Origin of the sequence: uncultured Sphingosinicella sp. (assembly GCF_963974575.1) — a bacterium.
Lineage (GTDB): Bacteria > Pseudomonadota > Alphaproteobacteria > Sphingomonadales > Sphingomonadaceae > Sphingosinicella.
The window spans coordinates 1-20,931 of sequence record NZ_CAXBBQ010000006.1 but is presented as its reverse complement, the minus strand read 5'-3'; the positions used below and the strand labels follow the sequence as shown (position 1 = coordinate 20,931).

26 protein-coding genes and 1 tRNA gene are annotated in these 20,931 nt (G+C 65.0%); 6 read left to right on the top strand and 21 right to left on the bottom strand.

Annotated elements, in window-relative coordinates; genetic code table 11:
* Positions 1-4 precede the first annotated feature (4 nt).
* The 16 genes from nuoK to AAC014_RS11885 all read right to left on the bottom strand — a co-directional run bounded on the left by nuoK (position 5) and on the right by AAC014_RS11885 (position 12,981).
* Positions 5-310, bottom strand: a complete 306-nt coding sequence (gene nuoK, locus AAC014_RS11960; RefSeq protein WP_339708770.1) for an NADH-quinone oxidoreductase subunit NuoK — start codon at positions 308-310, stop codon at positions 5-7.
* A complete protein-coding gene (locus AAC014_RS11955) occupies positions 307-927 on the bottom strand; it encodes an NADH-quinone oxidoreductase subunit J (RefSeq protein ID WP_339708768.1) in 621 nt (206 codons plus the stop codon). Before AAC014_RS11955 ends, nuoK begins: the two co-directional genes overlap by 4 nt.
* 34 nt (positions 928-961) lie before the next feature.
* The gene (nuoI, locus tag AAC014_RS11950; RefSeq protein WP_339708766.1) at positions 962-1,450 is read right to left on the bottom strand and encodes an NADH-quinone oxidoreductase subunit NuoI; all 489 of its coding nucleotides are present in this window, start codon (positions 1,448-1,450) and stop codon (positions 962-964) included.
* Positions 1,447-2,496 carry an NADH-quinone oxidoreductase subunit NuoH gene (gene nuoH, locus AAC014_RS11945; protein ID WP_339708764.1) on the bottom strand — a complete coding sequence of 350 codons (1,050 nt, stop codon included), beginning with the start codon at positions 2,494-2,496 and terminating at the stop codon, positions 1,447-1,449. Before nuoH ends, nuoI begins: the two co-directional genes overlap by 4 nt.
* A complete protein-coding gene (nuoG, locus tag AAC014_RS11940; protein WP_339708762.1) occupies positions 2,496-4,517 on the bottom strand; it encodes an NADH-quinone oxidoreductase subunit NuoG in 2,022 nt (673 codons plus the stop codon). The genes nuoH and nuoG overlap by 1 nt, the downstream gene beginning before the upstream one ends.
* Before the next feature lie 9 nt (positions 4,518-4,526).
* Positions 4,527-5,834, bottom strand: coding sequence for an NADH-quinone oxidoreductase subunit NuoF (gene nuoF, locus AAC014_RS11935; RefSeq protein WP_339708760.1), 1,308 nt, complete (start codon positions 5,832-5,834; stop codon positions 4,527-4,529).
* Entirely contained in the window at positions 5,831-6,463 is a 633-nt protein-coding gene (gene nuoE / locus AAC014_RS11930) for an NADH-quinone oxidoreductase subunit NuoE (protein WP_339708758.1), read from the bottom strand. The genes nuoF and nuoE overlap by 4 nt, the downstream gene beginning before the upstream one ends.
* A complete protein-coding gene (locus tag AAC014_RS11925; RefSeq protein ID WP_339708756.1) occupies positions 6,460-7,668 on the bottom strand; it encodes an NADH-quinone oxidoreductase subunit D in 1,209 nt (402 codons plus the stop codon). The genes nuoE and AAC014_RS11925 overlap by 4 nt, the downstream gene beginning before the upstream one ends.
* A complete protein-coding gene (locus AAC014_RS11920; RefSeq protein WP_339708754.1) occupies positions 7,668-8,297 on the bottom strand; it encodes an NADH-quinone oxidoreductase subunit C in 630 nt (209 codons plus the stop codon). Before AAC014_RS11920 ends, AAC014_RS11925 begins: the two co-directional genes overlap by 1 nt.
* Positions 8,294-8,839: an NADH-quinone oxidoreductase subunit B family protein gene (locus AAC014_RS11915; protein ID WP_339708752.1), complete on the bottom strand. Its 546-nt coding sequence runs from the start codon at positions 8,837-8,839 to the stop codon at positions 8,294-8,296. The genes AAC014_RS11920 and AAC014_RS11915 overlap by 4 nt, the downstream gene beginning before the upstream one ends.
* A complete protein-coding gene (locus AAC014_RS11910) occupies positions 8,830-9,207 on the bottom strand; it encodes an NADH-quinone oxidoreductase subunit A (RefSeq protein ID WP_121048569.1) in 378 nt (125 codons plus the stop codon). Before AAC014_RS11910 ends, AAC014_RS11915 begins: the two co-directional genes overlap by 10 nt.
* A 77-nt stretch (positions 9,208-9,284) precedes the next feature.
* Positions 9,285-10,094, bottom strand: coding sequence for an inositol monophosphatase family protein (locus AAC014_RS11905; protein ID WP_339708749.1), 810 nt, complete (start codon positions 10,092-10,094; stop codon positions 9,285-9,287).
* Positions 10,095-10,105: 11 nt separating this feature from the next.
* On the bottom strand, positions 10,106-10,669 hold the full coding sequence (gene efp / locus AAC014_RS11900) for an elongation factor P (RefSeq protein WP_339708747.1): 564 nt from the start codon (positions 10,667-10,669) through the stop codon (positions 10,106-10,108).
* 38 nt (positions 10,670-10,707) lie between these two features.
* Positions 10,708-11,403, bottom strand: a complete 696-nt coding sequence (thiE, locus tag AAC014_RS11895; RefSeq protein WP_339708745.1) for a thiamine phosphate synthase — start codon at positions 11,401-11,403, stop codon at positions 10,708-10,710.
* Positions 11,393-12,061 carry an O-methyltransferase gene (locus tag AAC014_RS11890; protein ID WP_339708743.1) on the bottom strand — a complete coding sequence of 223 codons (669 nt, stop codon included), beginning with the start codon at positions 12,059-12,061 and terminating at the stop codon, positions 11,393-11,395. The genes thiE and AAC014_RS11890 overlap by 11 nt, the downstream gene beginning before the upstream one ends.
* Before the next feature lie 5 nt (positions 12,062-12,066).
* The gene (locus AAC014_RS11885; protein WP_339708741.1) at positions 12,067-12,981 is read right to left on the bottom strand and encodes a class I fructose-bisphosphate aldolase; all 915 of its coding nucleotides are present in this window, start codon (positions 12,979-12,981) and stop codon (positions 12,067-12,069) included.
* 169 nt (positions 12,982-13,150) lie between these two features.
* Between AAC014_RS11885 and AAC014_RS11880 the strand changes: the two genes are divergently transcribed.
* Positions 13,151-13,939, top strand: coding sequence for a hypothetical protein (locus AAC014_RS11880; RefSeq protein WP_339708739.1), 789 nt, complete (start codon positions 13,151-13,153; stop codon positions 13,937-13,939).
* A gap of 4 nt (positions 13,940-13,943) precedes the next feature.
* On the opposite strand, the gene AAC014_RS11875 is transcribed toward AAC014_RS11880, so the two are convergent.
* The 4 genes from AAC014_RS11875 to tkt form a co-directional block, all read right to left on the bottom strand.
* Positions 13,944-14,471 (bottom strand): CAP domain-containing protein, encoded by a 528-nt coding sequence (locus AAC014_RS11875; RefSeq protein WP_339708737.1) that lies wholly within the window; start codon positions 14,469-14,471, stop codon positions 13,944-13,946.
* 105 nt (positions 14,472-14,576) lie between these two features.
* Positions 14,577-15,770, bottom strand: a complete 1,194-nt coding sequence (locus AAC014_RS11870; protein ID WP_339708735.1) for a phosphoglycerate kinase — start codon at positions 15,768-15,770, stop codon at positions 14,577-14,579.
* A gap of 2 nt (positions 15,771-15,772) precedes the next feature.
* A complete protein-coding gene (gap, locus tag AAC014_RS11865) occupies positions 15,773-16,780 on the bottom strand; it encodes a type I glyceraldehyde-3-phosphate dehydrogenase (protein WP_339708733.1) in 1,008 nt (335 codons plus the stop codon).
* 24 nt (positions 16,781-16,804) lie between these two features.
* Positions 16,805-18,775 (bottom strand): transketolase, encoded by a 1,971-nt coding sequence (gene tkt, locus AAC014_RS11860; RefSeq protein ID WP_339708731.1) that lies wholly within the window; start codon positions 18,773-18,775, stop codon positions 16,805-16,807.
* A gap of 233 nt (positions 18,776-19,008) precedes the next feature.
* Here tkt and AAC014_RS11855 point away from each other — a divergent pair, with 233 nt between their 5' ends.
* The 5 genes from AAC014_RS11855 (at position 19,009) to AAC014_RS11835 (ending at position 20,811) form a co-directional block, all read left to right on the top strand.
* On the top strand, positions 19,009-19,212 hold the full coding sequence (locus tag AAC014_RS11855; RefSeq protein WP_339708729.1) for a hypothetical protein: 204 nt from the start codon (positions 19,009-19,011) through the stop codon (positions 19,210-19,212).
* Positions 19,213-19,216: 4 nt separating this feature from the next.
* Positions 19,217-19,528: a cell division protein ZapA gene (locus tag AAC014_RS11850; RefSeq protein WP_121048536.1), complete on the top strand. Its 312-nt coding sequence runs from the start codon at positions 19,217-19,219 to the stop codon at positions 19,526-19,528.
* 199 nt (positions 19,529-19,727) lie between these two features.
* Positions 19,728-20,291 carry a 5-formyltetrahydrofolate cyclo-ligase gene (locus AAC014_RS11845; RefSeq protein ID WP_339708725.1) on the top strand — a complete coding sequence of 188 codons (564 nt, stop codon included), beginning with the start codon at positions 19,728-19,730 and terminating at the stop codon, positions 20,289-20,291.
* Positions 20,288-20,506 carry a DUF2842 domain-containing protein gene (locus AAC014_RS11840; RefSeq protein ID WP_339708723.1) on the top strand — a complete coding sequence of 73 codons (219 nt, stop codon included), beginning with the start codon at positions 20,288-20,290 and terminating at the stop codon, positions 20,504-20,506. Before AAC014_RS11845 ends, AAC014_RS11840 begins: the two co-directional genes overlap by 4 nt.
* Positions 20,503-20,811, top strand: a complete 309-nt coding sequence (locus AAC014_RS11835; RefSeq protein WP_339708721.1) for a chorismate mutase — start codon at positions 20,503-20,505, stop codon at positions 20,809-20,811. Before AAC014_RS11840 ends, AAC014_RS11835 begins: the two co-directional genes overlap by 4 nt.
* Positions 20,812-20,853: 42 nt before the next feature.
* Here AAC014_RS11835 and AAC014_RS11830 read toward each other — a convergent pair.
* Positions 20,854-20,930, bottom strand: a tRNA-Asp gene (locus tag AAC014_RS11830).
* Between the last annotated feature and the right edge of the window lies 1 nt (position 20,931).

The following is a 20,931-nucleotide window of genomic DNA, read 5'->3' as shown; positions in this document are numbered from 1 at the left end:
CCGCTCAGCCCTTCATCATGTTGATGTCGTCGACCGCGATGGTGCCGCGGTTGCGGAAGTAGATGACGAGGATGGCAAGGCCGATCGCCGCCTCGCCCGCCGCGACGGTGAGCACGAACATCGCGAACACTTGGCCCACGAGATCGCCGAGGTACGCCGAGAACGCCACGAGGTTGATGTTCACCGCGAGCAGGATCAGCTCGATCGACATCAGGATGATGATGACGTTCTTGCGATTGAGGAAGATGCCGAGCACGCCGAGCACGAACAGGATCGCCGCGACGGTGAGATAATGGGTGATACCGATCATTTGAGTTTCACCCCCTCGCCCACAGGCACGCTGACGATATCGACCGCCTCTTCGGGCCGCACGGCGTTCTGGCGTGCGATGTTCTGCTTCTTGACGCCGGTGCGCTGGCGGTGCGTGAGCACGATCGCGCCGATCATCGCGGTGAGCAGAACCATGCCCGCCGCCTGGAAAATGTAGACGTATTTGGTGTAGATGAGCGCGCCGAGCGCCTCGGTGTTGGTCACGTCACCCGCAGCCGACAGCGGCGCGGCCGCGACGGCCTGCGCCCCTGCACCGAGCGTCCACGCCGTGCCCGCGATCACGAGTTCGGCAAGCAGCACGCCCGCGAGCATCAGCCCGAACGGCATGTAGCGCGAGAAGCCCGTGCGTAGCTCCGAAAAGTCGATGTCGAGCATCATGACGACGAACAGGAACAGCACCGCGACGGCGCCGACGTAGACGATCACGAGGATCATCGCGATGAACTCCGCGCCGAGCAGCAGGAACAGGCCGGCGGCGTTGAAAAACGCCAGGATCAGCCAGAGCACGCTGTGCACCGGGTTGCGGGCGAAGATCACCGCCGTTGCCGACAGGACAATGATGCCTGCGAGCATGTAGAAGATGATGGCCTCGATCACGGTTTCGACTTGCCCCTCTTTTGCCTGCGGCGAGTTATCGCCACTGCGCGTCCGCCGCAAGGTTGGCGGCAATCGCCGCTTCCCACTGATCGCCGTTCGCGAGCAGCTTCGCCTTGTCGTAGATCAGTTCTTCGCGCGTTTCGGTCGCGAACTCGAAATTCGGCCCTTCGACGATCGCGTCCACCGGGCAGGCTTCCTGACAGAAGCCGCAGTAGATGCACTTTGTCATATCGATGTCGTAGCGCGTGGTGCGGCGTGAGCCGTCCTCGCGCGGTTCGGCCTCGATCGTGATCGCCTGCGCCGGGCACACCGCCTCGCACAGCTTGCACGCGATGCAGCGTTCCTCGCCGTTCGGATAGCGGCGCAGCGCATGTTCGCCGCGGAAGCGCGGGCTGATCGGCCCCTTCTCATAGGGGTAGTTCAGCGTCGCCTTCGGCTTGAACATATATTTGAGCGTAAGCGCCATGCCGTGGATGAACTCCAGCAGCAGCATCGATTTGGCGGCGCGGAATATGGCGGTCATGATGCAAACCTGTCTGTAAAGAACATCAGCCACCCGGAAACCAGGAACACCCAGAAGAGCGACAGCGGGAGGAAGACCTTCCAGCCGAGGCGCATCAGCTGGTCATAGCGATACCTCGGCACGGTCGCCTTCACCCAGGCGAAGACGAAGAACACGAACGCCATCTTCGCAAGGAACCAGATGAAACCGGGGATCAGATAGAGCGGCGCCCAGTCCACCGGGGGCAGCCAGCCGCCGAGGAAGAGGACCGAGGTCATCGCGCACATCAGCAGGATGTTCGCGTACTCACCGAGCCAGAACAGCGCGAAGCTCATCGAGGAATATTCGACCTGATAACCCGCGACGAGCTCGGCTTCCGCTTCGGGAAGATCGAACGGCGGGCGGTTCGTTTCGGCGAGCGCCGAGATGAAGAACACGATGCCCATCGGGAACAGCAGCGGATTGAAGATATTGCCGTTCAGAAACAGGATGTTGCTCTGCTGGCTCATCACGATGTCGCTGAGATTGAACGACGATGCGTAGAGCACGACGTTGATGATGACGAGGCCGAGCGAGACTTCGTAGGACACCATCTGCGCCGCCGAGCGGAGGCCGCCGAGGAACGGGTATTTCGAATTCGACGCCCAGCCCGACATGATGATGCCGTAGACGCCGAGCGAGGACACCGCGAACAGGTAGAGGATGCCGACGTTGATGTCGGCAAGCACCGCGCCCGCATCGAACGGGATCACCGCCCAGCCGATGAGCGCGAGCGTGAAGGTGATCATCGGCGCGAGCAGGAACACGCCCTTGTTCGCGCCCGACGGGATGATGGTTTCCTTGAGGAACACCTTTGCGCCGTCGGCGAAGCTCTGCAGCAGACCCCACGGGCCGACCACGTTCGGCCCGCGCCGAAGCTGCATCGCCGCCCAAATCTTGCGATCCGCATAGACCGCGAAGGCGACCGCGATCAGCACCGGTAGCGTGATGGCGAGGATGAGGATGAGCGTGGCGACGAGGTAGCCGAAGGTCGGCCCGAGGATCGATGCCTGGAAGAATTCGGTCATTACTCCGCCGCCTCCAGAACCGGCTGGCCATGCAGTAGCGTCGCCGAGCAATCCTGCATCACCTCGGACGCACGCGCGACGGCGTTCGTCAGGTAGAAATCGTGGATGAAGCGGCCGATCGGCGCGGCGTCGAATTCGCTGCCGGTGCCGAAGTCGATCTCACCGGAGGCCGGCGCAATGCCTTCCTCGGCGAGGTGCGGCCATTCAGCGGCGATACGGGCGCGGAGCGCGGCGAAGCTGTCGTAGGGCAGCTTATTGCCAAGCACTTCGGAAAGCGCACGCAGAATCGCCCAGTCCTCGCGGGCGTCGCCCGGCGCGAACACGGCGCGGTAGGCGCGCTGAACGCGGCCTTCCATGTTGACGTAGGTGCCGTCCTTCTCGGCGAAGCTTGCCGAGGGCAGGATCACGTCCGCCCCGCGTGCGCCGAGGTCGCCGTGGTGGCCGATGTAGACCTTGAAGACGCCTTCGAGGTTGGTGTCGATCTCGTCCGCGCCGTGCACGATGAGCGCTTTCAGACCGCCGCCGAGCACTTCAGAGATGCCGCCGTCGTGCGTGAAGCCGATGTCGAGACCACCGACGCGCGAGGCGGCGGTGTGCAGGACGTTGAAGCCCTCGGCGTTCATCTTCGCGGCCTTGGCGATCTTGCCGAGCGCGGCGAGGACCGCGGGCGCGTCGCCGCGCGTGAGCGCTGCGGCACCGACGATGATCGCGGGCTTCGTGGCGCTTTTCAGCGCGTCAGCCGCAGCCTTCGGGAGCTTGCCGAGCACGGACGCGCCGTCGCCGAGCTGCGTGACCGGATAGGTGAGATCGACCTCCGGCCCCACGTTGAAGACCTTGGCGCCCTTCTTCACGACCGCCTTGCGCAGACGCGTGTTGACGAGCGGCGCATCCCAGCGCGGGTTCGCGCCGACGAGGAGCACGACGTCCGCGTCCTCGATCCCGGCGATGCCGGTGTTGAAGCGGTAAGCGCCCGCGCCGCCGGCGGGCAGCGCCATGCCGTCCGTGCGGCACTCGAAGCGGTCAGAGCCGAGCGACTTCATCAGGTCTTTGAGCGCGACCATCGATTCAACGTCGAGCAGTTCGCCCGCCACCGCGCCGATCTGGTTGCCGCTGAGGTCGGAAAGGCCGGTTTTCACGGCGTTGAAGGCTTCCGCCCAGCTCGCCGCCTCAAGCTTGCCGCCGCGCCGCACATAGGGCTTGTCCAGGCGACGCTTCGAAAGGCCGAGGGGGGCGTAGCGCGTCTTGTCCGACGCCCATTCCTCGTTCACGTCGTCGTTGACGCGCGGCAGCACGCGCAGCACGGCGGGGCCGCGCGCGTCGATGCGGATGTTGGTGCCGACCGCGTCCATCACGCAGATGCCGCTCGTCTTCGTAAGCTCCCACGGCCGCGCCTCGAACGCATAGGGCTTCGAGGTGAGCGCGCCCACGGGGCAGAGATCGATGACGTTGCCCGAAAGCTCCGACTTCACCGCCGCTTCGAGGTACGAGGTGATCTGCATGTTCTCGCCGCGATAGAGCGCGCCGATCTCGTCGGTGCCCGCCACTTCCTCGGCAAAGCGCACGCAGCGCGTGCAGTGGATGCAGCGCGTCATGGCCGTCTTGATGATCGGGCCCATGTACTTCTCGGTGACGGCGCGCTTGTTCTCCGTGTAGCGCGTGCGGCCGCGCCCGTAGGCGATCGACTGGTCTTGCAGGTCGCACTCGCCGCCCTGATCGCAGATCGGGCAATCGAGCGGGTGGTTGATGAGCAGGAACTCCATCACGCCCTCGCGCGCCTTCTTGACGAGCGGGCTGTCGGTGCGGATTTCCTGTCCTTCGGCGGCGGGAAGCGCGCACGATGCCTGTGGCTTCGGCGGCCCCGGCTTCACTTCGACGAGGCACATGCGGCAGTTGCCCGCGATCGAAAGCCGCTCATGATAGCAGAAGCGCGGGATTTCCTTGCCCGCAGCCTCGCACGCCTGAAGCACGGTGGCTCCGGCGGGGACTTCGACCTCGATGCCGTCGACGGTAAGTTTGGGCATCAGACTTTCCTACTCTGCCGCCACGGCGAGGGCAGCGCCCTTGCGTTCGTTGATGCGGCGCTCAAGTTCCGGGCGGAAGTGGCGGATGAGGCCCTGGATGGGCCAAGCGGCCGCGTCGCCGAGCGCGCAGATGGTGTGGCCTTCGACCTCGGTGGTGACGTCGAGCAGCGTGTCGATTTCCGAAAGATCGGCGTCGCCGGTGCGCAGCCGCTCCATCACGCGCCACATCCAGCCGGTGCCTTCGCGGCAGGGCGTACATTGCCCGCAGCTTTCGTGCTTGTAGAAATAGGAGATGCGGCTGATCGCGCGGACGATGTCGGTCGACTTGTCCATGACGATCACCGCCGCCGTGCCGAGGCCGGACTTGAGTTCACGGAGCCCGTCGAAGTCCATCGGCGCGTCCATGATCTGTTCGGCGGGCACGAGCGGCACGGACGAGCCGCCGGGGATGACCGCGAGCAGATTGTCCCAGCCGCCGCGAATGCCGCCGCCGTGCTTTTCAATGAGCTCGCGGAAGCTGATGCCCATCGTTTCTTCAACGACGCAGGGCGTGTTCACATGGCCGGAGATCTGGAAGAGCTTGGTGCCGAGGTTGTTCGGGCGGCCGAAGCCCGCGAACCATTCGGCGCCGCGCCGCAGGATCGTCGGGACGACCGCGATGCTCTCGACGTTGTTCACTGTCGTCGGGCAGCCGTAGAGACCTGCGCCCGCCGGGAACGGCGGTTTCAGACGCGGCTGGCCCTTCTTGCCTTCAAGGCTTTCGAGGAGCGCGGTTTCCTCGCCGCAGATGTACGCGCCCGCGCCGCGATGGACGTAGACGTCGAAATCATAGCCCGAACCGCAGGCGTTCTTGCCGATGAGGCCCTTGTCGTAGGCCTGCTCCACGGCCGCGAACAGTGTCTCGGCCTCGCGGATGAACTCGCCGCGAATATAGATGTACGCGGCCTTCGCGCGCATCGCGAAACCGGCGATCAGCGCGCCTTCGATCAGCTTGTGCGGATCATGGCGGATGATCTCGCGGTCCTTGCACGAGCCGGGCTCGGACTCGTCGGCGTTGATGACGAGGTAGGACGGGCGATCCTCGCGCGGTTCCTTCGGCATGAAGGACCATTTGAGCCCGGTGGGGAAGCCCGCGCCGCCGCGCCCGCGAAGGCCGGACGCCTTCACCTGCTCGATGATCCAGTCCTGCCCCTTGGCGAGGAAATCCTTGGTGCCATCCCAGTCGCCGCGCTTCAGCGCGCCTTTGACGCCCCAATCCTGGAACCCGTAAAGGTTCGTGAAAATCCGGTCCTTGTCCTCAAGCGGCGCAATGGTCATGCCATGAACTCCTTGAGAACACGGGGTCCGCCCACGGGCGCGCTGTTCTGGCGATCGACCTGCGGGCCGGGCTTCGGCGTCTTGCCGGCGGCAAGCTCGTCGAGGATGCGCGTCATGCTCGCGTAGTCGAGGTCTTCGTAATTGTCGTCGTTGATCTGCACCATCGGCGCGTTCGCGCAGGTGCCCATGCATTCGACCTCGGTGAGCGTGAAAAGGCCGTCCTCGGTCGTGTGCCCCTTGGCGAGCCCCTTGTCCTTGCACGCCTGCATCACGTCGTCCGAACCGCGCAGCATACAGGGCGTCGTCCCACAGACCTGCACATGGTGGCGGCCGACGGGCGCGAGGTTGTACATCGTGTAAAAGGTCGCGACCTCGAGCACGCGGATATACGGCATGCCGAGCATCCCGGCGATGAATTCGATCACCGGGATCGGCAGCCAGCCCTGCGTCTTCGTCTGCGCGCCGACCTGGCGCTGCGCGAGATCGAGGAGCGGCATCACGGCCGATTGTCTGCGCGCCTCCGGATAGCGCGCAAGGATAACCTTCACGCGCTTGGCGTTCTCAGGAGTCCAATCGAAGCCATCGAACGCGTGATGCTGTTCGGGCGTTGCTGAAGCGGCGTGACTCACCGGTCGACCTCACCGAAAACGATATCGAGACTACCGAGCACGGCGGGTGCGTCGGCGAGCATGTGACCCTTGCAGAGGAAATCCATCGCCTGCAGGTGCGAGAAGCCCGTTGGGCGGATCTTGCAGCGGTACGGCTTGTTGGTGCCGTCAGCCACCAGATAGATGCCGAACTCGCCCTTGGGGCTTTCGGTGGCGACGTAAACCTCGCCCGCCGGGACGTGGAAGCCTTCAGTGTAGAGCTTGAAGTGGTGGATGAGCGCCTCCATCGAGCGCTTCATCTCGCCGCGCTTGGGCGGCACCACCTTGCGATCGAGGCTGGCGATCGGGCCTTCCGGCATCTCGTTCAGGCACTGCTTGATGATGCGCAGCGACTGCTTCATCTCCTCGATGCGGACCATGAAGCGGTCGTAGCAGTCGCCGTTCTTGCCGACCGGGACGTCGAATTCCATGCGGTCGTAAACCTCATAGGGCTGCGACTTGCGGAGATCCCACGGCAGGCCGGAGCCGCGAATGCAGGGGCCGGAGAAGCCCCACGCCACCGCGTCCTGCTCGCTGATGATGCCGATATCGACGTTGCGCTGCTTGAAGATGCGGTTGTCGCAGATCAGCGCCTCGAAGTCGGCGAGCGCCTTCGGGAAGGCATCGGCCCAGTCGGCGATGTCGGCGATCAGCTTCGGTGGCAGGTCCTGATGGACGCCGCCCGGACGGAAGTATGCCGCATGGAAGCGCGCGCCGGAGGCCCGCTCATAGAAGCCGAGCAATTCCTCGCGTTCCTCGAACAGCCACAGGATCGGCGTCAGCGCGCCGACATCCATCGCGTGCGCGGTGGTGTTGAGGATGTGGTTCGCAATGCGCGTCAGCTCCGCGAACAGCACGCGGATATACTGGGCGCGCAGCGGCACCTCGATATCGAGCAGCTTTTCGATGGCGAGCACGTAACTGTGCTCCATGGACATCGGCGACACGTAGTCGAGCCGGTCCATGTAGGGCAGCGCCTGCAGGTAGGTCTTGTACTCGATCAGCTTCTCGGTGCCGCGATGGAGCAGGCCAATGTGCGGATCGCAGCGCTCGATGATCTCGCCGTCCAGCTCCATGACGAGGCGCAGCACGCCGTGCGCCGCCGGGTGCTGCGGGCCGAAGTTGATCGTGTAGTTCTGGATTTCGACGTCGCCAGTCGTGGGCGTCGTGGTTGCGACTTCGGCCATCAGACAGGCTTTCCTTCCGCCTTCTCATCGCCCGGCAGCACGTATTCGGCGCCTTCCCAAGGGCTCATGAAATCGAAGCTGCGGAAATCCTGCGCGAGCTTCACGGGTTCGTAAACGACGCGCTTGTGCTCTTCGGAATAGCGCAGCTCGACATAGCCGGTGAGCGGGAAGTCCTTGCGGAAAGGATGCCCGGTGAAGCCGTAGTCGGTGAGGATGCGGCGATGATCGGGGTTGCCGTCGAAGCGGACGCCGTACATGTCCCACACTTCGCGCTCCAGCCAGCCCGCGACCGGCCAGAGGTCGACGACGGACGGCACGGCGTGCTTTTCGTCGGTGAGCGTCTTCACGCGGATGCGGCGATTCTTCGTCAGCGACAGCAGGCAGTAGTTCACTTCGAAACGCTCGGGGCGCTCCGGATAGTCAACGCCCGCGATCTCCATGAGCTGCTGGTATTCAAGGCCGGGCGTATCACGCAGCGCTTCGAGCGCCTTGTAAAGATCGCGGCGATGAACGGTGAGCGTCACCTCGAAGGCGTGCTCGGCAGCATCGATGACGAGATCACCGAGCGCGGCGCGTGCGGCTTCGACGACGCCTTCGTCGGAAGAGGTGCGGGGCGCGGGGCTTTTCATCGTTCGAACGTCCCCACGCGGCGGATCTTCCGCTGCAGCTGCAGGATGCCGTAAAGCAGCGCTTCAGCAGTCGGCGGGCAGCCCGGCACGTAGATGTCGACGGGCACGATGCGGTCGCAGCCGCGCACCACCGAATAGCTGTAGTGGTAGTAGCCGCCGCCGTTGGCGCAGCTGCCCATCGAGATGACGTAGCGCGGCTCCGACATCTGGTCGTACACGCGGCGCAGCGCCGGGGCCATCTTGTTGCAGAGCGTGCCCGCGACGATCATCACGTCCGACTGGCGCGGAGATGCGCGCGGCGCAGCGCCGAAACGCTCAAGGTCGTAGCGCGGCATGCTCGAATGCATCATCTCGACCGCGCAGCAGGCAAGGCCGAAGGTCATCCACCACAAGGAGCCGGTGCGCGCCCAGTGGAACAGCTCCTCGGTCGAGGTGACGAGGAAGCCCTTGTTGGACACCTCGCTGTTGATGTCGTCGACGAAGCCCTGGTCCGGCATGATGATACCGGAGCCGGCAGGCGCCATTTGGGTCTCTACTCCCATTCCAGCGCGCCCTTCTTCCATTCGTAGATGAAACCGATGGTGAGGATACCGAGGAACACCATCATCGATGCCCAGCCGAACACGCCCGTCGCCCCGAGGCTGACCGCCCACGGGAACAGGAACGCGACCTCGAGATCGAAGATGATGAACAGGATCGACACCAGATAGAAGCGCACGTCGAACTGGCGGCGCGCGTCTTCGAAGGCGGGGAAACCGCACTCATATTCCGCAAGCTTGTTGGGGTCCGGCTTGTTGGTTCCGGTGAGGTTCGAAACAAGCACCGGCAGGCCGACGAAAACGCCCGACAGCACCACCGCGACGCCCAGAAACAAGAGGATCGGCAGATACTCCGCCGCGACCGATTGCATACGCGATTCCCTGATGTTCGCGGCGCTTTTAGGCGCGTGTCAGCGGGCTTGCAAGGCTGTAAGCCTGCCTTTTGAAATCACTTTGCTGCGGTGCGAAGAGCCCCGCCGATGAGTTTATGCAAACGCGTCTGAATAGCGCTGTTTGAAGCGATGATCTCGCGCCGTTCGAGCGGCCGGTCGCCGCCGCGATAGTCGCTGACGAAGCCCCCGGCCTCGCGCACCAGGAGGATACCGGCGGCGACATCCCAGAGGTTGAGCCCCGCCTCCCAATAGCCGTCGTAGCGCCCTGCCGCGACCCAGGCGAGATCGAGCGCGGCCGAACCGAAGCGGCGAATGCCTGCGACATTTGGCGCCACCGCCTGCAGGATGGAATCGAACTGATCGAAGTCGCCGTGGCCGCGAAACGGCACGCCGGTGGCGATCAGGCTGTCGCCGAGCTCCTTGCGCGCCGAAACACGCAGGCGCTGGTTCTGAATCCAGGCGCCCCTGCCCGCCTCCGCCCAGAAGCTCTCGTCGGTCATCGGCTGATAGACGAGGCCCGAAATGATCTGGCCGTCCTGCTCCGCCGCGATGGTGATCGCGAAGTGCGGGATGCCGTGCAGGAAGTTCGATGTGCCGTCGAGCGGATCGACGATCCAGCGCGGACGCGAAGGATCGCCTTCGACCTCGCCGCCCTCCTCCAGCACCAGCCCCCAGTCGGGACGTGCCTGTCGGAGGATTTCGACGATGGTACGCTCGGCGGCGTGATCGGCGTTGGACACGAAGTCCGACGGCCCCTTGCGGGACACCTGAAGCTGCGACACCTCATTGAAATCACGGCGCAGCCGCGGCGCGGCCTTGCGCGCGGCCTTGTCCATGATGGTGATGAGGGCGGAATGGGCTGGCATGACGGTTCCGATCAGTCCGCGCGGCGGACGTAGGTCTGCTCGTAGACGTCGACGACGATGCGCGTGCCCGATGCGATGTGCGGCGGCACCATGATGCGCACGCCGTTGTCGAGCACCGCGGGTTTGTAGCTGGACGAAGCCGTCTGGCCCTTCACCACGGCATCGGCCTCCACGATCGTGGCTTCGACCTGATCGGGAAGCTGAACGGAAAGCGGCTTTTCTTCATAGAGTTCCATGACGACGTCCATGCCGTCCTGAAGGAACGCGGCGGCATCGCCGAGAAGATCCTGCGGCAGCGAGACCTGTTCGTAGGTCTCCTTGTCCATGAAGGTCAGCATGTCGCCTTCGGCGTAGAGGAACTGGAAGTCCTTCGTATCGAGCCGGACGCGCTCCACGGTTTCCGACGAGCGGAAGCGGACGTTGGTCTTGCGGCCGTCGACGAGGTTCTTCAACTCCACCTGCATGTAGGCGCCGCCCTTGCCAGGCTGCGTGTGCTGGATCTTCACGGCGCGCCACAGCCCGCCTTCATATTCGATGATGTTGCCGGGACGAATGTCCACGCCGCTGATCTTCATGGGTGCGTTCCTGAGAAAGAAAGGTTGGGCGGCATCTATCAGCGCGCGGGCGCGGGCTCAAGGACGCTCTGAAACGCTTTCACGCCCGCCCCGGCGCCGTCCGGATGCGCCCAGACAGCACTGGAAACGGCCAGAAAGTCCACACCGGCAGCAACGAGCGGCGCGGCGTTCTCTGCCGTGATGCCGCCGATGGCGACGCAAGGAATCTCGCTGATCGTCGTCCACCACGAGAGGATCGACGGATCAGGACGATGCGTCGTTACCTTGGTCGTGGTGGGATAGAAGGCCCCGAACGCCACATAATCAGCGCCCGCCTCACCCGCTTCCATCGCGAAATGACGGCTGTCGTGACAGGTGACGCCGATCTGCGCGTCGTGGCCGAGCAGACTGCGTGCCGCAGCGACGCTGCCGTCGGCTTGCCCAAGATGCACGCCATCGGCGCCCAGTTCCTTCGCGAGGTCGGCGCGGTCATTAAGGATGAAGGCGACATCGTAGGCCGCGAGGATCGGTTTCAGCGCGGCTCCGGCGCGCAGGATTTCCATGTCCTCCACACCCTTCAGCCGAAGCTGGAACGCCGCTACAGGCCCCGCATCGAGCGCGGCCTTCAGCGTTTCGGGAAAGCCCGGATCATAGCGCTCCGGCGAGATCAGATAGAGCTGGCACGGCGGCCGCCTATCCTGCTCGAAACGATCGGCAAAGCCGGGATCGAGCGCCACATCGTCATCATTCATCATTCACCACCGCGATCATAAACCCGTCCCAACCCTTGGCACCCACGGTCTGAATCGCCGTGGCCGTCAGCCGCGGCTCCGCAGCGATGACATCGAAAAGCGCACGCGTACCGAGGATCGCAGCGTCCGTGCTCGACGCATCCGTCACGCGGCCCTCGCGCACCACATTGTCGACGATGATGAGCGATCCCGGCCTCGCGATTGCGAGCGCCGCCTTCAGATAAGCAACGTTGTTCGGCTTGTCTGCGTCGATGAACACGAGGTCGAAAGGCCCTTCGCCTTCCGCCTCCATGCGGGTCAGCATCTCGACGGCCGGCCCGACGCGGATCTCGACCTTGTCGCCGACGCCCGCCGCATCAAGGTTCGCGCGGGCGACTTCGGCATGGTGCGGATCAATTTCCAGCGTCACCAGCACGCCGTGATCGGGAAGCGCACGCGCAAGCCAGATCGTCGAGTAGCCACCGAGCGTGCCGACCTCCAGAATCCGCCACGCGCCGATGGAGCGCGCGAGGATGTGGAGCAGCTTGCCCTGCGCCGGCGATACATCGATCGCAGGCAAGCCTTCGGCCGCATTGCGGGCCAGGGCCTCGTCGAGCGCCGGATCGTCGCCGATCAAACGGTCGGCGATCCAGGCGTCAACCTCGGCCGAGGCCACGGACATCGGGCCTATTCCTTGCCCTTGTAGATGTTCACCAGCTTCGCGAGCATGGCCATCGCCTCGTCGCGCGGGCGCTGGAAGGTGTTGCGGCCGATGATCGAGCCGTTGCCGCCGCCGTCGCGAATGTCGCGCGCGTCCTGATAGACGGCGTCAGCGCCCTTCGCAGCGCCGCCCGAGAAGACGACGATGCGGCGGCCGTTGAAGCACGACTTCACGACGTGCGCCACGCGCTTCGCCTGCGTGGAGGCATCCAGCTTCTCGTACGCCTTCTGCGCATCCTTCTGTTCGATGTGCGCGCTCGGCAGCTTCACCTTGATGATGTGCGCGCCAAGCAGCGCAGCCATGTGCGCGGCGTAAGCGCCGACATCGAGCGCCAGCTCGCCGTCCTTCGAAAGATTGCCACCGCGCGGATACGACCAGATCACCGTGGCAATGCCAACCGACTTCGCCTCGGCGGACATTTCGCGGATTTCCTCCATCATATCGAACACCTCGTCGGCGCCCGGATAGATGGTGAAGCCAATGGCCGAACAGCCGAGACGCAGCGCGTCGTCGACCGTGCCGGTGACGGCCTGGTTGATCGAGGTCGCCCAGCTGTTCGAGCTGTTCACCTTGAGGATCGTCGGGATCTGGCCCGCGAACGTGTCGGCGCCCGCCTCGATCATGCCGAGCGGCGCGGCATAGGCGGAAAGCCCCGCGTCGATGGCGATCTGGAAATGGTAGTGCGGGTCGTAAGCCGGCTCGTTGACCGCGAAGCTCCGCGCCGGGCCATGTTCGAAGCCCTGGTCGACCGGGAGAATGATGAGCTTGCCGGTGCCGCCGAGATGGCCCTGCATCAGGATGCGGGCGAGGTTCGCCTTCGTGCCGGGGTTGTCGCTTTCATAGTTCGAAAGGATGGCCTTCACGGCTTTCGTGATCTTCATTCGTCGTCCTCGTCGCTTTTGGCTGCTGTGTTGGGAACGCTGTAGCCAATGCCCCGGTTCATCGCAACGCCGTCTGGGACCATCTGGACGGGGAAATCCAAACGTCTATCCTGCCCTGACGTTGCTTATGCGTGCCTGTACCTTCTCATTTGGCAAGGAAGACCGCATCATGACAATCCCCCGCACCATCAGCCTTCTCGCGGCGTGTTCCCTGGGGCTTTCAGGCTTTCCGGCCCAGGCCAACACGCCGGGCGACCTCAGCGATCTCGTGGGCGCCCGCGGCAGCTCCGGTGAAAACGAAATGATCTCGCGCGGCTATTACAACCACCACACCGCCGAGGCCGACGACGGCAAGTACAGCTATTGGTGGAACCAGTCGAAAAAGAGCTGCGTCCGTGTGCTGACGAGCGACGGGCGCTATCAAAAGATCAAATCGGTAGGCGGATCGGACTGCGGCCAAAAGGGCTCCGACGGCGACAAGACCGCTGCAATCGCGATAGGCGCTGCCGCGCTCATCGGGGTCGCGGCGCTTGCGTCGAAGTCCCACCATCGCGGCGACAAGGACTATGATACGCAGGACACCGCGGACTTCGAGCGCGGTTACCGCGACGGGCTTTATAGCCAAGCCTATCACAACTACGGCCGCAGTGACGTTTACTCCGACGGCTACAATGCCGGCGTGAGGGAGCGCGGCTACCAGACGCCTTACCGCGAAGGCTATTCACATAACGCCGGGTACAGCCCTCATGCCGGCTATCAGGATGTTGTGGGCCATTCCAATGACAGGGCGGACTCGATGCTCCGCGATCGCGGTTATGTCTACATGGGTAAGGACGACACCGGCGGCGGCCACGAGCGGACGTACTGGAGCGCGGTAAGCCGCCAGTGCATTTCCGTACGCACGAGCAGCGGAAACGTGGTGGACGCGCATTCGATAAAGGCGCGAAACTGCCGGTGAGCCGCTAGTACGCGGAGAAAGCCGCCGCGACCTGCATGTCCGCCTCGCGGCGGCCGAGGACCATCGTCCAGAAGCGGCCCTTGGTGGGTGAGCAGGCGTAGCCGATGCCGACGTCGGTGACGTCTTCGAGCATCATGTTGTCGCGGTGGCCGGGGCTCCTGTCCCACGCGACGACCACGGCCTCGGACGTCGGCAGGTTCCACGCGACGTTTTCCGCGCGCGGCACACCGTCGAAGCGGGCACGGTCCGCACGGTCGACGAAGTTGCTGCCGTCCGAGCCGCTGTGAGAGAGCTTACCCCATCCGGCGAGGTCGTCCGAATGCAGCTGCGCGGCGCGGGTCAGCGCGCTGCTGACGCGTACGGGTCCAAGCCCCTGCCCGCGGCGCAGATCATTGAGCGCGGCCACGGCATCGGCGGGGTTCACGTCGCCCGCCGCGCACCAGCTGTGCTTCGCGACCGCAACGGTCGAAAAACCCGCAGCGACGGCCGGGGTGGCGATCAGGAACGCGGCAGTGGCGAGACGCATAAGCATGGCACCGACCTTCGCCCTGAAGACTTAAGGTCGGGTTTTAAGATAAGGTTAATTTCCGGCTTACCGTCGCTGAACCGACGCATCGCCGCGGCAAAAACGGGTTCGTTACGCCCGCAGCGCGTCCACGCCCGGCAGCGGCTTGCCTTCCATCCATTCAAGGAACGCGCCGCCTGCGGTCGAGACGAAGCTGAAGCTTTCCGCCACGCCCGCATGGTTGAGCGCCGCGACCGTATCGCCGCCGCCCGCCACCGACACGAGGCTTCCCGCTTCGGTAAGCGCCGCCGCCGTGCGCGCGAGCGCGACCGTGGCCGCGTCGAACGGTTCCATTTCGAACGCGCCGAGCGGACCGTTCCAGACAAGCGTGCGGCAGGTCTTGAGCGCGTCCGATAGCGCCTCGACGGCGGCGGGACCGACGTCGAGGATCATCTCGTCCGCTGCGACCTCGTGCACGTTCACCGTGCGCACCGGCGGATTGGCGCGGAATTCCTTCGCCACGACCACGTCGTAGGGCAGGTGCACGGTGCAGCGCGCCGCTTCCGCCTTCGCGAGGATGGCGAGCGCGGTGTCCTTGAGATCGTGCTCGCACAGCGACTTGCCGACGTCGACGCCCTTCGCGGCGAGGAAGGTGTTCGCCATGCCGCCGCCGATGATGAGATGATCGACCTTACCGACGAGGTTGTTGAGCACGTCGAGTTTCGAAGACACCTTCGCACCGCCGACAACCGCCGCGACGGGCCGCTCCGGCTCGCCGAGCGCTGCTTCCAGATGCTCCAGCTCCGCCTGCATCGAGCGCCCCGCATAGGCCGGGAGCACATGCGCCAGCCCTTCGGTGGAGGCGTGCGCGCGGTGCGCGGCGGAGAAGGCGTCGTTGACATAGATGTCGCCGAGCTTCGCGATCGCGGCGACGAGCGCCGGATCGTTCTTCTCCTCGCCCGGCTCGAAGCGCGTGTTCTCAAGCACCGCGATCTCGCCTGCTGCCATCAGGCTTACCGCCTGCTCAGCCGCCGGTCCCTTGCACTCGGTGACGAAGCCGACCGTGCGGCCGAGCACCTTCGCAAGCGCGCTGGAGATCGGCGACAGGCTGAGCATCGGGTCTTCGCCCTTCGGACGCCCGAAGTGCGACAGCACCAGCACGATCGCGCCCTTGTCGGCGAGTTCGGCGATGGTCGGCTGCGCCGCGCGCAGGCGGGTGTCATCGCTGACCTTCCCCGCCTGCATCGGCACGTTGAGATCGGCACGGACGAGGACGCGCTTGCCGCGTACGTCCCCGATGTCGTCGAGCGTCCGGAACTTGGCCATGGTTAGAGGAACGCCGCGATGGCTTTCGCGGTGTCGACCATGCGGTTCGAGAAGCCCCACTCGTTGTCGTACCAGGAAACGACGCGCACGAGCTTGCCTTCGAGAACCGCGGTTTCGAGGCTGTCGATGGTCGAGGACGCGGCTGTGTGCTGATAGTCGATCGAAACGAGCGGCTCATCCGAATAGCAGAGGATCCCCTTCAGCGGGCCGGATTCAGACGCCGCCTTCAGGATCGCGTTCACCTCGTCCTTCGTCGTGTCGCGCTTCGGCGTGAAGGTCAGGTCGACAAGGCTGACGTCGGGCGTCGGAACGCGGATTGCCGAACCGTCGAGCTTGCCCTTCAGTTCGGGCAGCACCTCGCCCACGGCGCGCGCGGCGCCCGTGGTGGTCGGGATCATCGACATCGCGGCAGCGCGGGCGCGGCGCGGATCGTCGTGGATCTGGTCCAGGATTTTCTGGTCGTTGGTGTAAGCGTGCACCGTCGTCATCAGGCCGCGCTCGATGCCGAGCGCATCGTTCAGCACCTTGGCGACCGGCGCGAGGCAGTTCGTCGTGCAGCTCGCGTTCGAAACGATCTTGTGCTCGGCCGAAAGCTTGTCGTTGTTCACGCCGAAAACGACCGTGAGGTCGACGTTCTTGCCCGGCGCGGAGATCAGCACGCGCTTGGCACCCGCCGCCATGTGCTTTTCGGCCGAGGCGCGGTCCGTGAAGAAGCCGGTGCATTCGAGCGCGATGTCGACGCCGTTTGCCGCGTGCGGCAGGTTCGCAGGGTCGCGCTCGGCCGAAACCTTGATGCGCTTGCCGTCGATGATGAGGTCGTTGCCGTCAACCTCGACCGTACCCTGCCAGGTGCCATGCACGGAATCGCGCTTGAACAGCAGGGCGTTCGACTTCGCGTCGGAGAGGTCGTTGATCGAAACCAGTTCGAGGCCGCTGTCCGGACGCTCCAGAATAGCGCGCGCCACGAGGCGCCCGATGCGGCCGAATCCGTTGATCGAAACCTTCGCCATGTCTCTCGTACTCCTGTTCCTAATTTAAGCGAGCTTGCCCCGAACCGCCTTCGCGATGGCGTCGGCGGTCAATCCGAACTTCTCGAACAAGGCCTCGGCGGGCGCGGACGCGCCGAAGCGGTCGATGCCGAGCCGCAGGCCTTTGCGGCCCGTGTAGCGTTCCCAGCCCACGGTCGTTCCCGCCTCGACCGACACGATAAGCGCGTCTTCGGGCAGGATGTCCGCCTGATAGGCATCGCTCTGCAGGTCGAAGAGTTCCCAGCAGGGCATGGAAACGACGTCGCAGCCGATGCCGCCGGCTTCGAGCTGATCGGCGGCTTCGAGCGCGGCCTGCACTTCGGAGCCGGTCGCGAGGAACACCACCTTGCGTGCGGCAGAGGCGCTGCGCAGGCGGTAGGCGCCCTTCGCGGAAAGGTTCTCGCTCCCATCCGTACGGACCTGCGGCAGGTTCTGACGGGAGAGCGCAAGCACCGTGGGGCCACTGTCGTTTTCAAGCGCGAGCGCCCAGCATTCGGCGGTTTCGACGACGTCGGCCGGACGCATCACGAGGACGTTCGGCATCACGCGCAGGCTCATCACGTGCTCGATCGGCTGGTGCGTCGGCCCGTCTTCGCCAAGCCCGATCGAATCGTGCGTCATCACGTAGATCGCCTGGGCCCGCTGCAGCGCGCTGAGGCGGATCGCCGGGCGGCAATAATCGGTGAAGACGAGGAAGGTGCCGCCGTAAGGCACGATGCCGCCGTGCAGCGCCATGCCGTTCATCGCGGCGGCCATGCCGAATTCACGGATGCCGTAGTAGACGTAGCGCCCGCCATAATTCGCGGCGTCGAGCGTGCCGAGGCCTTTCGTCAGCGTGTTGTTGGAGCCGGTGAGATCGGCCGAGCCACCGATCGTGTTCGGCACGGCCGCGTTGATCGCGCCGAGCGCCATTTCGCTCGCCTTGCGCGTCGCCACCGTCTGGGGCGCCGCAATCAGGCTATCGATATGCGCCTTCAGCGCGGGGCCTGCGGCTTTCAGCGCGGAACCATCGAGCCAGCTCAGGAATTCTGTATAACCCTCTGTTTTCGCAGCATTCGCCTTCCAGTCGGCGCTGACCTTCGTGCCGCGCGCGCCCGACGTGCGCCACGTATTCAGGATATCCGCCGGGATCTCGAACGGCGCGTGATGCCAGCCGAGCGTTTCGCGCGCCGCCGCGATTTCCGCCGCGCCGAGCGGCGAGCCGTGCGTGGCCGCGGTGCCCTGCTTGTTGGGCGCCCCGAAGCCGATGATCGTGCGACAGGCGATCAGCGACGGGCGCGGATCGGCCTTCGCGGCCCGCAGCGCCGCGTCGATGCTCGCTGCGTCGTGGCCGTCGCAGGAAACGACGTGCCAGCCCGAAGCCTCATAACGCGCCTTCACGTCTTCGGACGTCGACATGGAAGTCGCGCCGTCGATCGTTATGCGGTTGTCGTCCCAGATCACATTCAGGCGGCCGAGCTTCAGGTGCCCGGCAAGGCCGATCGCTTCGTGGTTGATGCCTTCCATCAGGCAGCCGTCGCCGGCGATCACCCACGTGTGATGATCCTGCACCGCGTCACCGAAGCGCGCGTTGAGGTGACGCTCCGCGATCGCCATGCCGACGGCGGTGGCGAGGCCTTGCCCAAGCGGGCCGGTCGTCGTCTCGACGCCGGGAAGCTCGAAGTTTTCCGGATGGCCGGCGCAGGGGCTGCCGAGCTGGCGGAAGTTCCGAATCTGGTCGAGCGTCGGCTTCTCGTAGCCCGTGAGATAGAGAAGCGCGTAAATCAGCATCGAGCCGTGACCGGCGGAAAGCACGAAACGGTCGCGATCAGGCCATTCAGGCCACTGCGGATCGTACTTCAGATGTTGTGTGAAGAGAACCGTCGCGGCATCCGCCATGCCCATCGGCATTCCAGGGTGGCCGGAGTTCGCGGCCTGTACGGCATCCATCGCCAGCGCACGGACAGCGTTGGCGAGATCGGCGTGATTGACGGTCATCTTCGGCTTGGGTCCCCAATATTTCGGCCGGGCGGCGAATCGGCGCGCACAATGGAGAGGGGCTTATGCTGCGTCAACGTCATGTCAAGGCATGGCGGCCATGCACACATGAAACAGGCGGGAATCCGGCTGAATCGGGATGAATCGCCGAACCGTCCCGCGCTTGCCTTGACCGTCATTCGGATTCGTTCTTATGTTCCTCGCCCAAACTGCTGTTTTCGGGACTTTTCGGCATGGATCAGATGACCGGTTTCGCGTCGGCGCTGACACGCCTTGAAAGCGCACTCGACAAGCTCGAGCGCGCCGCCGGGGGCGTACACGATGCAAGTGGGGCGCTCACCGAACTGGAAGCACTGCGCCAGAAGCACCGCCGCCTGAAGGACTCCACCGAACGCGCCGTCGCCGATCTCGACGCGCTGATCGCGTCGCGGAGCTAGGCGCGTGGGGCAGATCAACGTCAGCATCGGCGGCCGTTCCTATCCCCTCGCCTGCCGCGATGGCGAGGAAGAGCGGCTGAACCGTCTCGCAGCGCATGTCGACGCCAAGGCGGCCGATCTGCAGGGCGCGCTCGGACAGATGAGCGAGCCCCGCCTGCTGCTGATGTCCGCCATCCTGATTGCCGATGAATTCTTCGACCTCAAGGAACGCGACCCCTCGCTTGGCGACACGATCGCGACGGGTGCGCTCGAAAAGGCGGCACAGCGGGTGGAAGCGATTGTCGCGGCCCTTGAGAAGCGTCGCGCCAACGCCTAGATTAGCAACGGCGGATACTGCCTGGTGCGCGCGATGCGAACATCCCTGAGGCGATATCGACATCCAAGGGTGCTGTCCCTGTGCGGATCCTGGTCCGACCATATGGTGCCCACCTGACGTTACTGGCGTCAGAGGATATTCCGGCAAACGGCCGAGGCGGTTCCGCCACCCATTTTTGACCTGTCGCCCGGATTCCCGTTTGTCCACCGCCGCCCTTTTCGACAAGGAAACCCTGCGCCGCGATGCTCGTGCAGCGCGCGCGGCGTTCGTGCGCGGCCTGTCCGCCGAGGAACGGCAGGCGCTGGAAGCCGCGCTCGCCGCGCGCGCCCTTCCCTTCCTCGCGAATGCCCGCGCCATCGGCAGCTACGTGCCGATGGGCCACGAGATCGATCCCGCGCCGTGCCTCTCCCACGCAACAGTGCTGCTGCCATGGTTCGCGAGCCGTGATGACGTGATGCGCTTTCGCGTCGCTGGCGGCCCGCTGGAGCCAGGCCCCTTCGGCACGATGCAGCCGCTTGCCGACGCCGCCGAGGGCGTGCCCGATACGCTCCTCGTGCCGCTCGTCGCAGCCGACGCGCACGGAAACCGCATCGGCCAGGGCAAGGGCCACTTCGACCGCGCGCTTGCCGCGCTCCGGGCCGTTCAGCCCACGATTGCCATCGGCCTCGCCTGGGACGTGCAGATCCTGCATACGCTTCCGGCGGATAGCTGGGACCAGCGCCTTGATGCGGTGGTGACACCCACAAGGACACTCACCGCATGACCGACCCCAAGCCGAGCCTCAGAAAGCCTTTCGGCGTGCTGCTGCTGATCGTCCTGATCGCGGTCTATGCCGCTGTCGCTGTCGCCGTGGCTGAGCCTGTCACACGCCTTCACGTGCTCTTGCAGCTTCCCGTCTGGATCTTGCTCGGCATCGCCTGGGTGTTCCCCGCCCGCCCCCTTGTTCGCTGGATAGAAACCGGACGCTTCCGCAAATGACCGATATCGTTCCCCCCGACGCCTGCACCACCATGCCGGAGATCCGCACCGCGATCGATGCCCTGGACCGCGAGATCGTCGCGCTGCTGGCAACGCGGATGCGCTACATCGAGGCGGCGGCGCGCGTGAAGACGTCGCGCGGCGCGGTGCGCGACGAAGCCCGCAAGGCGGACGTGATCGCCAAGGCCTGCGATGCCGCCGAGACGCACGGGCTGTCGCGTGACCACGTGGCGGCGCTCTATGAACTGCTGGTGGAGCGTTCGATCGCGCATGAGTTGAGGGTCTTCGACAGCGTCGAAGCCTGATTTCGTTTCCTGCGGGGAAGCGCCATTTCTGCCTGTGAGAAATGGCGCGAGTGACGGGGCTCGAACCCGCGACCTCCGGCGTGACAGGCCGGCACTCTAACCAACTGAGCTACACCCGCG